The following is a 14524-nucleotide window of genomic DNA, read 5'->3' on the forward strand; positions in this document are numbered from 1 at the left end:
GGTTACGACCTGGCTCACCTGCGCAACGACCAGCATGCGCTTGATCTCAACAGCCTGCTGTGTGGCTCGGAAGGCTCGCTGGGGTTTCTGAACGAAGCCGTGTTGAACGTACTGCCCATTCCCCAACACACCACCCTGGTTAACGTGCGCTATACCCGCTTTATGGATGCGCTGCGCGATGCCAAAACGCTGATGGCCAGCGCCAGGCCTGTGTCAATCGAAACCATCGACGATACGGTGCTCACGCTTGCCATGGCCGATTTTGTGTGGGACAGCGTGGCCGAGTTCTTCCCCGAGAGCGACACACCGATTCGAGGTATCAACCTGGTCGAGTTTAGCGACGACGACCCTGCGGCACTGGCCGAGCAGGTAGAGGCCTTTACGCGTCACCTGAACCGGGATGCCACGGTCACGCGATTAGGCTATACCCTGGCCGAAGGCCGTGAGCAGATCAGCGCGGTTTACGGCATGCGCAAACGCTCGGTGGGTCTTTTAGGCAATGTGCAGGGTGAGAAGCGCCCACTGCCGTTTGTTGAAGACACCGCGGTACCGCCAGAACATCTGGCCGACTTTATTAGCGAGTTCCGCGCCGCGCTGGACGCACGCGGGCTCGCTTACGGCATGTTTGGGCATGTCGATGTGGGCGTACTGCATGTGCGCCCCGCGCTGGACATGAAAGACCCGGCCCAGGAAGCTCTGATTCGGGACATCTCCGATGAAGTCGCCGCCCTGACCCAAAAATACGGCGGGCTGCTGTGGGGTGAGCACGGTAAAGGGGTACGCTCCGAGTATGCGCCCAAATTTTTTGGCGAGCTTTACCCCAGCCTGCAGCGGGTCAAGGCCGCGTTTGACCCGTTTAACCAGCTTAACCCTGGCAAGATCGCTTCACCGGCAGAGAACGGCGCGCTGATCGCCAAAGACAGCGACCCGAACCTGCTAAGCATCGACGCCGTGCCGATGCGCGGCCAGCTGGACCGCACCATTGATGAGCGCGCCTGGCAGGCCTATGACGCAGCGGTGTACTGCAACGGCAACGGCGCCTGCTACAACTACGACGTGGACGACCCCATGTGCCCGTCGTGGAAGGCGACCCGAAACCGTATTCACTCGCCCAAGGGGCGCGCCAGCCTGATGCGTGAATGGCTGCGCCTGCAGTCCCAGGCGGGCATCGACGTGGTCGAGGAGTCGCGCAAGAAAAAGGCGGAAGGCCAATGGGGCTTTGTTAAACACTTCCCGAAACGCCTGGCGAATACGTTCAGCCGCCAGCAGCATCACGACTACTCTCATCAGGTCTACGACGCCATGGCCGGCTGTCTGGCATGTAAATCCTGTGCGGGCCAGTGCCCCATCAAGGTCAACGTGCCGCAGTTCCGTTCGCAGTTTTTAGAGGTCTATCACGGGCGCTATTTACGCCCCCTGCGCGACTACGTGATAGGCAGCACAGAGTTCATACTGCCCACGCTTGCCAAGGCAGCGCCACTGTATAACGCCGTGATGGGCCAGCGCTGGGTGGAAACGCTGATGCGCCGTAGCGTGGGCATGAGCGACTCGCCATTGCTCTCCCGCGCCAGCGTGAAAAAGCAGCTGCGTGCCTGGGGCGTGGCGGAAGCCACGCCCACCTCGCTTGCTCTGCTCACCGACCAGCAGCGCGCCAATAGTGTGATTGTGGTTCAGGATGCGTTCACCACGCACTTTGAAGCCAAACTGGTCATGGACGTGGTCGAACTACTCTCACGGCTCAACCTGCGCGTGTTGGTGATGCCCTATAGCGCCAACGGCAAGCCACTACACGTCCAGGGCTTTTTGGGTGCGTTTGAGCGTACGGCCGAAAAGCAGGCGAAACGCTTGCGCGCCTTAAGCGAGTTTGAGGTGCCCATGGTGGGGATCGACCCGGCGATGACCCTGACCTACCGCCAGGAGTACGTAAAAGCGCTGGGACCCGACGCCGTGCCCGAGGTATTGATGCTGCAGGAGTGGCTGGCTATTCGGCTGCCCACCCTGGCACCCCGACAGCTAACGCCCAATGCCCCCGGCTTTAAGCTGCTTTCGCACTGCACCGAAAAAACCAACGCCCCCGGAAGCCCGAAGGCGTGGCAGCAGGTATTTGCCGCATTTGGCCTGCCATTGGAGCTGGTCAATACCGGCTGCTGTGGAATGTCCGGCACCTACGGCCATGAAACGCGCAATGCCGAAACGTCCAAAACGATTTATGCCCAATCCTGGCAACCCCAGGTCGAGGCAGAGGAAAACGCCGACAGGCTACTGGCCACGGGGTATTCGTGCCGCAGCCAGGTGAAGCGTTTTTCGCATATAAGCTTACAACACCCCCTTCAAGCACTATTAGTGCAGCTGAAATCGAGTATTCCTTTTCACCGTAACAACATGCATAGAGAGCTGTGAAATGACCCAGTCCGTGTTTTTAGCCACCAATGCTATTCGAGACCGTTTCTCCAGCGCCATGTCGGCGATGTACCAAACGGAAGTCCCCCAATACGGCACGTTGCTAAAGTTGGTTGAGCAGGTGAATCAGGAGACGCTTCGCCAGCAGCCAGAGTTACGCCGTCGCCTGGAGGCTCAGGGCGAGCTTGCGCGCCTGAGCGTAGAACGCCACGGAGCGATTCGCGTGGGTTCAGCCGAAGAGCTATCCATGCTGCGCCGCCTGTTCGCCGTGATGGGCATGTATCCGGTGGGCTATTACGATCTTTCTGAAGCTGGGGTGCCGGTTCACTCCACCGCGTTTCGCCCTATTGAGGACGACGCGCTGGCCTGTAACCCGTTTCGTATTTTTACCTCGCTGCTGCGCCTGGAACTTATCGATAGTGCGCTGCTGCGCCAGCGTGCTGAGGAAATCCTCGCCCAACGGGATATTTTTACGCCCAAAGTGCGTGAGCTGATTGAACGCTTTGAGTCACAAGGCGGGTTAACCGCTGAGGAAGCAGATCAGTTTGTTACAGAGGCCTTGGAAACGTTTCGTTGGCACCAGGATGCCACGGTCGATCTGGAGACTTATCAAGCGCTGAGTAATGAGCACCGCCTGATCGCCGATGTAGTGTGTTTTCGTGGGCCGCATATCAACCATTTAACGCCGCGCACGTTGGATATCGACGAAGTTCAGCGCCGTATGCCCAGCGTCGGCATGAACCCGAAGGTGGTCATCGAAGGCCCGCCGCGCCGTGAAGCGCCCATTTTGCTGCGCCAGACAAGCTTTAAAGCGTTAGAGGAGTCGATCCGCTTTGCAGGCGATACCCAGGGCACGCATACCGCCCGCTTTGGCGAAATTGAGCAGCGCGGTATGGCATTAACGCCGAAAGGGCGCGCGCTTTATGACCAGCTGCTTAACGAAGGCCGCAAGCAAACCGCCGGGCTGGATAACAACGCTCACCAGGCCGTTATGGATAAGGTCTTTGCCACCATGCCGGACAGCGATGAGGCAATGCGCCGCGAAGGTCTGGCCTACTTCCACTATCACCTCACAGAAGCCGGAAAAGCTGCTACAGGTAATGCCCGTACCGATATAGACGCCCTAATTACCAAAGGCCTGGTGGAGGCCCAGCCGATTACCTATGAAGACTTCTTGCCGGTCAGTGCGGCGGGCATTTTTCAGTCAAACCTGGGCGGTGGCGAAAACGCAGCCTATACGGGCAATGCCAACCGTGAAGCGTTTAAAGAAGCACTTGGCGCCCCGGTGACTGACGAGTTGGCGCTTTATGCCGAAAGGGAACAGGCTTCCAAACAGCGCGTGCTGGCGTCATTAGCGATGTAATCCGCTTTTCAGTCTGCGGTGATGCTCAGGCTGCCTAATCGGTGGCCTGAGTGGTTGATACGCAGCATTCGGCACTCGCCGTTATATGCGCCACAAACCGGCGTACTTTACCCAGCTCACCCAAATGCTCAGGGTAGACAAGATAATACGCACTTTCGCTGTACAACCGATGCGGCCAGGCGAGCACAAGGCGCTCGGCGGCCAACTCTTCATCCACGGTAAAGTGAGGCACTAAGGCAACGCCGCCGCCAGCCATGGCGGTGCGTACCAGCATGGGAAAGGTTTCAAAGCGGGTGCCGTGGTAGCTGCGATCAGTGGTGATCTTTTGACCTGCAAACCAGTGGTGCCAGGCATCCGGGCGGGTAGACAGGTGAAGTAGTGGCAACTGGGCCAAGTCGCTCGCAGTATGGATGGGGTGCCGAGCCAGAAGCGATGGGGCGGCAACCGCGACCATCTCCTCATTCACCAGCTTATGGCAGGCAAGGTTAGGCCAACTACCGTGACCGTAAAACAACGCAATATCAATATCCTGTTGCTCAAGATCAAAGTCTTCCACCCGGTCATGAAATTCCAGGCTAATACCCGGGTTTGCGGCTAAAAAGGGGGGCAGCTTGTCCGCTAGCCAGCGGCTGCCAAAGCTTGGCAGGGTGGCCACTTTAAGTACTTCACTGTTGCCGCTATAGGTCATGATGGTGTGGGTCGACATCTCAATCTGGGCGAGTACCTTGCGCACGTCGCTTAAAAAGATGGCGCCCTCTGGCGTGAGCACAAGCGTGCGTCTTACGCGGCGAAATAGCTTATGTTGCAGCGTTGACTCAAGGTGGGCGACCTGTTTGCTGACGGCACTTTGGGTCAGACTTAGCTCATCGGCCGCCCGAGTAAAGCTCATATGGCGCGCCGCCGCCTCAAAGCACTGCATAGCGGCGGTTGAAGGAAGGTTGCGTGAGGCCAAAGGGGATGCTCCTGATAACCTGTGAATCACCCCGGTGGTCAAACGCCGGGGTGATGTAGAGGTGATCATAACTCATGAAGCGAGTGGCTGAGCATCCTGGAAAATATCCTTACGACGTGATTGCCACCAACCAATGGCTGCCATGGCAATCAAACCCAAGCCGCTGGTCATTAGCTCAGGCACCACCATGGCAAGCCCGGCGGCCAAGAGTACTAGACGCTCCCATACGCGGGAGTCGCGAATAAAGTAACCCAGTAATGCGCTGCTGACTCCCATGATGCCTAATAGTGAGAAGGCCAACGCACTGATCAACCCAAGCGGTGTAGGGTCTACCAATACCAGCATTGGGTTATAGATAAACGCGTAGGGGATAATAAAGGCCCCAATGGCTAGTTTAACGGCAGTAAAGCCGGTTTTCATCGGGTTAGCTTGAGCGATACCTGCGCCAGCAAAGGCAGCCAAACACACTGGCGGGGTGATATCAGCGATGATGCCGAAATAAAACACGAACAGGTGCACCGCCATGGGTGGAAGGCCAAACTCGTTGATGAGTGCTGGTGCCGCAATAGTAGCGGTAACCACATAGTTGGCCGTGGTGGGTAGCCCCATGCCCAGAACGATACAGGCGATCATGGTGAACAGTAGGGCGAGTATCAATACGCCATCAGCTAAACTGATAATACCGGCTGCGAATTTCGCACCCATGCCAGTCATGCCCACTACGCCTGCAATTATGCCCGCACAAGCTACGGCGGCAATGACCGGTAAAGCCACGCGAGCCCCTTGTTCGAAGATATTTAAAATACCTTTCAATGAAGGCCGAGTATCTTTACGTATAAAGCTCACCGCAAAGGCGCAAGCGATGCCCAGTAACGCCGCTCGCTGAGCCGTAAACCCAATGCTGATCGTGGTTACAATAACGAGCAGCGGCAGCAGCATATAGCCTTTTTCCAGCAGCAGTTTACGCTTGCTGGGCAGCTGGTCTTTGGGAAGCCCCAGGATACGGTGACGCTTGGCTTCAAAGTGAACGCCAATAAAAATACCGGTGAAATAGAGGATGGCAGGGATTAGCGCGGCGAACATGATCTCCCGGTAAGAGACACCCACGTATTCCACCATAATGAAGGCGGCAGCCCCCATTAGCGGCGGCATGATCTGTCCACCAGTGGAGGCAGAGGCTTCAATGGCGCCTGCTACTTCAGGCTTGAAACGTGCATTCTTCATCATGGGAATAGTGAACGAGCCAGAAGCTACGGTATTACCAATCGAGCTGCCGGAAATCATGCCTTGTAGTGAGCTAGCCATGACGGCTGCTTTACCTGCTCCGCCGGTAAAACGGCCGGTGGCGGCAAAAGCCAAATCATTAAAAAACCGACCTACGCCGGTATGCATTAACACAACGCCGAAGAATAAGAACAGGAAGATAAAGCGCGCCGATATTTGCAGAGGAGTGCCAAACACACCGCTTTCTCTAAACCATAAATACGGCGAGATCTGCTCAAGTGCAAAACCCGGATGGGAGAGTAAAGGGCTCGGAATCAGGTTGCCAAATAGCGCATACAAAATCGCTATCGCTGCCATGATAACAATAGGCATGCCGACTGTACGGCGGGTCGCTTCAAGAACAAACAGTACACCCAGAACGGCTATGGTGAGATCAAATGTTGAGTAGCCGGTAATACGGGCGCGCAACACCTCTTCGTAAAAAATGATTTTATAATAGGCTGCAAAGGTTGCTGCAAAAGCCAGTACGATATCGTACCAGGGAACGCCGCGGCGAGGTCTGGCGCCACGTGTGGCAGGAAAGAGGATGAAGATCATCCCAAGAGCCATGCCAAGGTGAACAGCACCTTGCTGCTGTGAAGGAAGCGTACCGAAATAAGCTGTGTAAAGGTGGAAGCAAGTGAGTGATACGCCCATTAACGTAATGAGCCATGCCCATTTGCCTAATTGCAGCGGCGAGCGTATCTGAGACTCACGATCATATTTCTCTAATAGAGATGCTTCGTCAGGAGTTTTTTTTTATCCACGATTAAGCCTCATGCGGATGACGCCGCTGGTTTACCCAGCGGCGGGAAGGGATCACAAATTAATTGGCCAGGTCGCCCAGACTTTCGATCTCGGAGCGGTCACGAGTGACAATCTGGATGACTTCCGGGTAGATATGCCCGATGAATGCGACGTTATCGATAGCACCACCGTCGAACTCACCACGGCCTGCAACGGCGTCTTGCGCCGGGGCGTGAACCGTCATCCCCAGGTCCATATTGTTATCGCGGATGCTGACCAGGTTCTCGATGGAGGCACCGGTTTCGATATTGGTAAAATTCTGGCCATCCAGGTAACGATTCCAGATAGTCGCCATTTCGCCACCCAGTGGGTAATAAGTACCGCCTTGGCTACCGGTGCCCAGAACGAATTCACTTTTCGGTTCGATATCACCAAGCTCTGCCACGGGGTTATCGACCGTCAGCCCTTGCTCCTCATAGTAGCGCTTGGCACCAGGATGAATCGGCAGGCCTTCAGAGCCGTTCAAGGCATTTTCCAGGGTCATGAAGGCTGACTGAGCGTGTGTATTCTCTTCAGCGTGTTCATGCATCAAACGCGCCAGCTCATAGCCGAGTTCTTCATCAATCGTCTGGGTATTGCCGACCAAGACAGCGTAGGCCGTGATGGTTTCTACATCCTGGTCCTGAAAGTCGTAGCTACCTGCGGGAATCGTGAAACGCTTATAGGCACTATTGGCTTCTATGTAGTCGATCGCCTCGTCACTTAGACCCAATAGTCGAGCGTCACCGCTTGAAGCCTGCAGGTTTTCAATACTACCTGAAGGCAAACCAAGAATGCCGATCGAAATATCAATGTTGCCATCTTGTACGCCATCAAGTGCAGCGCCAAAGCCCTCTTGATACGTGCTGTATTTGTCCTTGCCTATACCGTAGGCATCAAACAGCAGTTGGGAAACGCTTTGCGTTGTACTGGCAGGAGGCCCAATAGCGATATTAGGCTTACTGTCGCTACTACATCCCGCTAGTAAAAGACCAGCACTTAAGCCACAGCAGACCTTGGACAGGTAAGGTTTCATATTAACTCCTGCTAATAAAATTATTTTTAATAATTCAGATGCGCCCATAGCTCGATCAAGTCTTCGCTTTATGAGTGAAGAGTGACTAAGCGGAAAAGAGAGCGGAAAATAGACTGGCTATTGTTCACACACACGGGGCAGCAGACAAAAGAAATTAAGTTGCGTATGCATTCCATTTTCTCATAGTCAGAGTGAGAATTGCTTGTCAGCTAATTACAAAAGCACCATTTACATGAAATTAAATTTCATAAGTTACTTATAACTAGGGGAGCGGCGTAGCTTAACTCTGTAAAATGCTAGTTAAAATTAGCATTGTTTGTATTCAATGTGGGAATGCATGGCCTCATACAATAAGGCCATGCACATCACATTCAGATGAGAAAGATTTACCAGAGTCGCTAGCTGTCAATAATGCCCTGCTCCCGGGCCATGGCGAACGCCGCTTTCGGGCCATCCCAAAGGGAGGGCAGCAGAATCAAAGATACCGGCACGGCGGTAATCACGATGAATTGCTGGAGTGCGGCGATCTGGCCTTCACGCATGGCCAGCAGCACCGCGGCCATGATCGTCATGGTCACGCCCCAGAAGGCGCGTAGAAACGGGCTGGGCTCATCGTGGCCCGCACCGACCATGGCAATGGAGTAACTCATGGAGTCGCCGGTGGTGGCCACGAAGATGGTCGTCAGCAGCAGGATTGCCAGCGCCATCCAGGTACCGCCAGGCAGCGCCTGGGCCAAGGTGAGCGTGGCGATATCGAACTGAAAGTTCGTCAGCGCATCGGTCAGTTCGATCACGCCGGTCAACTGGTAGTAGATGCCTGAGCCGCCCAGCAGTGTGAACCAGACCGTGGTGGCGATGGGGGCGATGACCGCCACGGCCAGAATCATCTCGCGAATGGTACGCCCGCGCGAGATGCGCGCTACGAAGATCGCCATCAAGGGCGCAAAGGCGATGAACCAAGCGTAGAAGAACACGATCCACCACTGCATCCAATCCGCCGGCGAGGTTTCCGCGGTGGCGGTGACCATCTTGAAGAAGTTGTCCAGGTACGTGCCCATGCTGGCAAAGTAGCTGTTGAACAGAAACAGCGTCGGCCCGAACAAGAAGATGACCGCGCCGATGCCCAGCGCCAGCATGACATTGAAGCGGCTCAAGAGCTGCATGCCCTTGTGTACACCGCTGACCGCTGAAAGCACGTACACCATACCCAGGGTCGCCAGAACCAAAAGCCGGGTAACGAAGGTGTTAGGCAGCCCGAACAGCACCTCAAGGCCATGGCTGACCTGGGTCGCCAGAAAGCCGACCGGACCGACGGTGCCCGCTACCACTGCCAATACGCAGCAGGTATCCACGACGCCACCCAGCGGGCCACGCATTACGCGCTCACCGAATAACGGGTAGAGCAGGGTGCGTGGTTGCAGCGGCTGGCCTTTCACGTAGTGGGCGTGGGCCAGCACGATTGCGGTGAGCGACCCCAGAATTGCCCAGCCGACGAATCCCCAGTGGGTAAACGACTGCGCGAGCGCGCCAGGCACTGCGGCGGCCACACCCGGGTCGGTATCGAAGGTGGGCGGCACGTTCACGAAGTGATAGATCGGCTCACCGGCGGCGAAAAAGACACCACCACCGCCCAGCAGCGTACACAAGATGATCGAAAGCCACTTAAAGGTGCTCAGTTCCGGTGCATCCAGGTTGCCGATCTTGGCGTTGCCGGCTGGCGTCAGCGCAAGCCCGATGGCGATGAAGAACGTCAACAGCATCAGAAACTGGAAGTAGGTACCGAAGGTCAGCGCGCTCCAGGCAAAACCCTGGCTGATCGAGTCAGCGACAAGGTCCAGATCGTAAAAGGAAAGCGCTAGAAAAAGCACGATAAAGCCAATGCTTAACGTGAGTACGATGGGGTCGCCAAGCGAAGAATGCTTATAGCTTTCAGCATCGGAGATTGGTTGGTTCATCAATAAGAACACCTTGGTGGAACATGAGGAAACAGCGCAAATGCGGAAAGCGCAGCAAAAAAAAAGCGCCATTCATTGAATGGCGCGAGGACAGGAAACTGGCGCTAGTATATCGTGCGACTAGACCAAAGTCGAACGTGATTGGATTGGATGCTTAAATATGGGAGCTTAAAACAAGGCAATGCACCATACTGGAGCGATGAAAAAAACAAAGCCGGTGTTAATATTGGCTGGCCAGCCAACATAAGTGTTGCTTTGACTACCAGTGATAAAGTAGCGAGGCGCTGGTGGTGTTATCGGTGCGTTCGCTGGCGTCGTCCGGCGGCTGAGAATTGTGTTTAATTTCATGGGACAAGCGTAGCGACATACGCGAGTTGAGCCTGGCGGTGAGCGCTGTCAGTGATCTGCCCGTGATGTTTTGCTGGGTGTACTCCACCGACATTTCCTGCTCGATATCAGCGTAATCCGAAAAGCCCCAGTGATAGGCCAAGGCGGTATAGGCAACCGCAAGCTGTTCGTTATCAGCGTCGCGCAAGCGGTCATTCCGGTAGCCTGGGCCTGCCTCAAGCGAAAGAGAATGGCGCGAGCCTTCTAACAGCTGGCGGCCATAACCGCCGATCACGGAAAGCTGCTGGTCGTAACCCGCAAAGCGATCTTTCTCCCAGCGGGCAAAGCCGAACACGTAGTGTGGGCCGTTGAAATCATAGCGCTCGCGGCCAGCTACCAGATACTGCTCGGCGCTGGTTTCGCCATCCTTGCTCACGTTACGCACCTCGCCGCGCAGCGAATGTATAAAATCGCCGGTCAGCCAGGTCAAGCGGGACTTGCCAATCAGCGTCTGACTATTGGTGTTACCGGAAAGGTGGGTAAAGCCAAGTTCAGCGTCGCCGCTAAAAATCGGTGCGTCGTCGGTGGGTGGCGGGGGCGCATAAAAAGGATTAGCGGCCGCCGGACTGGCAAGCATAAGACTTAAATAAGTAGTGCTGATAAACAGACAGCCGTTCGACGAAATAACGCGTTTAAATATGCTGAACACCCAACGCCTCCCTGAATGACATAAAAGATGGCGATTAACGCCCCCTTGCTGCGCATGTCATAATGACGTTGTCGCGCATTTTGAGTTCCGCCATGACTGATACCCGCCCCCGTACCTTAGCTGAATTACAGCGCTGGCGCCGTACTCGTGCGAAACGTCGCTGGTATAAACGTAGCTTTCGTTTGCAGGTAATGCTGTTGGTGGGGTTACTGCTGGCCGGCATGCTACTGGCTCAAGGTACATATCTCAATCACCGCAAAGCAGAGATTATCAGCCACCAGATGGGCGAGCGGGCATTGGCGGTTGCAAAAACGGTGGCGGGCATGCCGCAGATTGTAAATGCGTTTGCCACGCCTGACCCGGCGCTGATCATTCAGCCACTTGCAGAGCGAGTGCGTATAGAAACTGGCGCGCGCTATGTGGTGGTCGGCAATGCGCAGTCGATTCGCTATTCACACCCTGTCACAGAGCGACTTGGCGAGGCGATGGTGGGCGGGGATAACGACCAGGCGCTTATTTATGGTCAGTCCTACGTGTCCGAGGCGACCGGCACATTGGGGACCGCTATGCGCGGTAAAACCCCGATTTGGGATGAAGAGGGCAATATTATCGGACTCGTTTCCGTCGGCTTTATGATGGACCGGGTAGAGATGGATGTTGCGCGTTACACCAGCTTCGGCTGGGCGCTCGTCGCGCTGATGATTGCTTTGGGCTTTGCCGGTGCGTATTGGTTATCCCAGCACCTTAAGAAGGTGATTCTAGGCCTGGAGCCTTATGAAATCGCCCGGCTGGCAATGGAAAAAGAAGCCATCTTGCAGTCCATTCACGAGGGTATCCTGGCGGTTAATCGCGATGGCTATATTACTCTTGTGAATCAACAGGCCAGACGTTTTCTCAATCTGCCCGATGAGCATGTCATGCTGGGCCAGCCGATTCAGGATGTGGTGCCCAACACCCGCCTATTGGAAGTGCTCAAGCACGGCGAGCAGGAGTTTGATCAGCAGATGTGGCTGGGTGACCACCCGGCGGTGGTTAACCGGGTGCCCATTCTGCATGAGGGAGAAATCGAAGGCGCGGTGGCCACGTTTCGAAGCCGTCGGGAAATCATCGACCTTTCCCAGGCGCTCACCCAGGCAAGCCGGGATGTGGATATGTTGCGTGCCCAAGCCCATGAGTTCTCCAATAAGCTCTATACCATTTCCGGGCTCCTTCAGCTTGAGCGCATTGACGAGGCGCTGGCGCTCATTCATCAGGAAACCGAGCGGGCGCAGGCACAGATGAGTTTCTTGATGCGCAATGTCGCCGATACGGTGCTCAGCGGTACACTGTTGGGTAAACTTACCCGGGCACGTGAACTGGGCGTGACGCTTGAGATCGACGAGCAGAGCTCGCTCTCCTGCCCGCTGACCCCGACCGGGCAGGAAGTCATGATGAGTGTGGTCGGTAACCTGCTGGATAATGCCTGTTACGCCGCGCTTAACGGCCCTAATAGCAGCGCGCCCAGCGTACGACTGTTTTTCACTGATTTGGGTGAGCAGTTGCTGATTGAAGTAGAGGATAATGGTCCAGGCGTACTCCCCGAGCATGCCGAGTCGGTGTTCCAGGAAGGCTTTTCTACTAAAGCGGGCAAGCATTGCGGCATCGGCTTGGCGCTGGTGGCAAGGCTTTGCCGACAGCATGGTGGTGCCGTAACGCTTGAAGAGAGCGAGCTGGGCGGCGCCTGCTTTATTGCAGTGCTGGACCGCTCACTGTGCGCTGAACCTGATGCGCCCTAAGCATAATAATGACGCCCGTAAAAGGAGTGAGCATGCCTGCAACCCAATACGGCATTCTGGTTGTCGAAGACGATTTTCGCATCGCCGACATCCACAAGACCTTCATTGAGCAAAGTGATGCCTTTCACGTAGTGGGTATGGCGCGCAATGGCAGCGAAGCCAAAGCCCTGATGGCCGAGCATGCTGACCATATCCATTTGATCTTGTTGGATGCCTATCTGCCGGATGTAGAGGGGCTAGAGCTTCTATGGGCCATTCGGCGCGACTATGTGCATGTGGATATCGTGATGGTGACCGCTGCACGCGAGGTCGACACCATCGGTGAAGCGCTGCGCTGTGGTGTTTTTGACTACCTGATCAAGCCCATCGAAGCCTCTCGAATGCACCAGACGCTCATGCGTTTTCAGCGTGAGCGCGAAGCGCTGGCCAATCAAAATGAAATGAACCAGGATGAGCTGGATCAAGTATTGGCACGCTTGATGCCTGACGCCAGCCCCCGCACGCCGGTGGGCAGTTTGCCCAAGGGGATTGATCGATTAACGCTGCGCAGCGTGATCGACGCATTGACGATCTCGTCGCTGCCGCTAACGGCGATGCAGGTGTCTAAAGCCATGGGCGCAAGCCGCTCGACTGCCCGCCGCTATCTGGAATTTCTGGTCGCCGAGCAGAGCGTGGCTGCTGAGCTAGGTTATGGCGATGTGGGGCGTCCCGAGCGCCGCTATCGCCTACTTGAGCGGGGCCGGGAGTGGATGGACACATTATAAATTCTATTTACAAGCCCTATTTATAAACCCAGTGCGTGAGCATAATGAACAAAACGCTCACAATGCACTTTTTGTTCTTTATGTTCACAAACTTGTCGGCAAGGGGCGACCTCTTCTAACGTTCGCGGCGTAACCACGAAATAATAACAGTGGACCACACAACAACATATATATGTGGAGAACGCCAAATGACCTCGCTTTCCTTGAAGCGCTTAGCCGTAATTGCCCTACCGATGGCCGCTCTGGCGGGTATGAGTGTCACTGCCCAGGCTCAGGAGTGGACGCCGAGCAAATCGATTGAGTTCGTTGCCCCCGCCAACCCGGGTGGCGGCTGGGATACGCTGGTGCGCACCATGTCGCGTGTTATTCAGCAAGAAGAACTGGCTGACAAGAACTTTGCCGCAATCAACGTACCTGGCGGTGGTGGTGCGGTGGCCTGGGCGCAAATCGCTCGTGATAGCGGTAACCCACACAAACTGTTTGCTACTAGCCCACCAGTGATTCTGGTTCCGCTTGCCGGTGCGTCGCGCTACGATCACACCGACTTCACCCCGGTGGCACGCATCAATACCGATTACTCGATCATTCTGGTAGCCGCAGACTCTGAATATCAGGATCTTAACGATCTGTTTGCGGCACTCAAAGAGAATCCCCGCCTGAGCGTGGGCGGCGGCAGTGCGCCGGGCTCGATGGATCATATTTCTGTCGCAGGCCTTGCTTCGGCAGCTGGCCTTGATGCTTCAAGCATTAACTATATTCCGTTCTCAGGCGGTGGCGATGCCATGACCAACCTGATGGGCGGGCATATTGAAGCGGTCATTACCGGTGCGGGTGAGTCGGTGGGCCAACTGGGTGAGGGCAGTCAACTGCGCGCCCTGGGCGTATCTTCCGAAGAGCGTCTGGGCGGTGGATTAGCTGACGTGCCGACCTACCAGGAACAAGGTATCGATTACACCTTCGACATCTGGCGTGGCGTGATGGGCACCCCGGATATGCCCGAAGAAGCAGTTGCCTACTACGAAGATCTGTTCGCTGAAATGCTCGAAACCGATGCCTGGCGTCAGGCAAGCGACCAGTTAGGTTGGATCGATGCCTATCAGAACAGCGAAGAATTTGGTGTCTTCCTTGATGAGCAGCAAGAGCAGTTCAGCAGCGTGCTGAGCGACCTTGGCCTGCTGCGCCAATAAACACCCT

10 protein-coding genes are annotated in these 14524 nt (G+C 55.6%); 5 read left to right on the top strand and 5 right to left on the bottom strand.

What is annotated here, in order from left to right:
- On the top strand, nt 1-2400 hold a 2400-nt coding region (locus tag INT20_RS15450; RefSeq protein WP_193057255.1), incomplete at its 5' end, for an FAD-binding and (Fe-S)-binding domain-containing protein.
- Between the two features lies 1 nt (nt 2401).
- A complete protein-coding gene (gene hglS / locus INT20_RS15455) occupies nt 2402-3763 on the top strand; it encodes a 2-oxoadipate dioxygenase/decarboxylase HglS (RefSeq protein WP_193057256.1) in 1362 nt (453 codons plus the stop codon).
- A 34-nt stretch (nt 3764-3797) separates the two neighbouring features.
- On the opposite strand, the gene INT20_RS15460 is transcribed toward hglS, so the two are convergent.
- From INT20_RS15460 to INT20_RS15480, 5 genes are all read right to left on the bottom strand, one after another.
- On the bottom strand, nt 3798-4715 hold the full coding sequence (locus tag INT20_RS15460; protein ID WP_193057257.1) for a LysR substrate-binding domain-containing protein: 918 nt from the start codon (nt 4713-4715) through the stop codon (nt 3798-3800).
- 72 nt (nt 4716-4787) lie between these two features.
- Nucleotides 4788-6683 carry a TRAP transporter permease gene (locus INT20_RS15465; protein ID WP_193057259.1) on the bottom strand — a complete coding sequence of 632 codons (1896 nt, stop codon included), beginning with the start codon at nt 6681-6683 and terminating at the stop codon, nt 4788-4790.
- Nucleotides 6684-6804: 121 nt separating this feature from the next.
- Nucleotides 6805-7800 carry a TAXI family TRAP transporter solute-binding subunit gene (locus INT20_RS15470; protein WP_192538657.1) on the bottom strand — a complete coding sequence of 332 codons (996 nt, stop codon included), beginning with the start codon at nt 7798-7800 and terminating at the stop codon, nt 6805-6807.
- 398 nt (nt 7801-8198) lie between these two features.
- Nucleotides 8199-9755, bottom strand: a complete 1557-nt coding sequence (locus INT20_RS15475; RefSeq protein WP_192538656.1) for a BCCT family transporter — start codon at nt 9753-9755, stop codon at nt 8199-8201.
- 259 nt (nt 9756-10014) lie between these two features.
- Entirely contained in the window at nt 10015-10719 is a 705-nt protein-coding gene (locus tag INT20_RS15480) for a DUF481 domain-containing protein (protein WP_192538663.1), read from the bottom strand.
- A gap of 164 nt (nt 10720-10883) precedes the next feature.
- Between INT20_RS15480 and INT20_RS15485 the strand changes: the two genes are divergently transcribed.
- The 3 genes from INT20_RS15485 to INT20_RS15495 all read left to right on the top strand — a co-directional run bounded on the left by INT20_RS15485 (nt 10884) and on the right by INT20_RS15495 (nt 14517).
- The gene (locus INT20_RS15485; protein ID WP_192538655.1) at nt 10884-12566 is read left to right on the top strand and encodes an ATP-binding protein; all 1683 of its coding nucleotides are present in this window, start codon (nt 10884-10886) and stop codon (nt 12564-12566) included.
- Nucleotides 12567-12598: 32 nt separating this feature from the next.
- The gene (locus INT20_RS15490) at nt 12599-13330 is read left to right on the top strand and encodes a response regulator (RefSeq protein ID WP_192538654.1); all 732 of its coding nucleotides are present in this window, start codon (nt 12599-12601) and stop codon (nt 13328-13330) included.
- Between the two features lie 188 nt (nt 13331-13518).
- Nucleotides 13519-14517: a Bug family tripartite tricarboxylate transporter substrate binding protein gene (locus tag INT20_RS15495; RefSeq protein WP_192538653.1), complete on the top strand. Its 999-nt coding sequence runs from the start codon at nt 13519-13521 to the stop codon at nt 14515-14517.
- The last annotated feature ends 7 nt before the right edge of the window (nt 14518-14524 follow it).

Origin of the sequence: Halomonas citrativorans, assembly GCF_014898005.1 — a bacterium.
Classification (GTDB): domain Bacteria; phylum Pseudomonadota; class Gammaproteobacteria; order Pseudomonadales; family Halomonadaceae; genus Vreelandella; species Vreelandella citrativorans.

Bases quoted from the DNA above. Each gene is read 5' to 3' on its own strand.
- INT20_RS15495 (WP_192538653.1), top strand. From the start codon at position 13,519: ATGACCTCGCTTTCCTTGAAGCGCTTAGCCGTAATTGCCCTACCGATG.
- hglS (WP_193057256.1), top strand. From the start codon at position 2,402: ATGACCCAGTCCGTGTTTTTAGCCACCAATGCTATTCGAGACCGTTTC.
- INT20_RS15490 (WP_192538654.1), top strand. From the start codon at position 12,599: ATGCCTGCAACCCAATACGGCATTCTGGTTGTCGAAGACGATTTTCGC.
- INT20_RS15470 (WP_192538657.1), bottom strand. From the start codon at position 7,800: ATGAAACCTTACCTGTCCAAGGTCTGCTGTGGCTTAAGTGCTGGTCTT.
- INT20_RS15475 (WP_192538656.1), bottom strand. From the start codon at position 9,755: ATGAACCAACCAATCTCCGATGCTGAAAGCTATAAGCATTCTTCGCTT.
- INT20_RS15480 (WP_192538663.1), bottom strand. From the start codon at position 10,719: ATGCTTGCCAGTCCGGCGGCCGCTAATCCTTTTTATGCGCCCCCGCCA.
- INT20_RS15485 (WP_192538655.1), top strand. From the start codon at position 10,884: ATGACTGATACCCGCCCCCGTACCTTAGCTGAATTACAGCGCTGGCGC.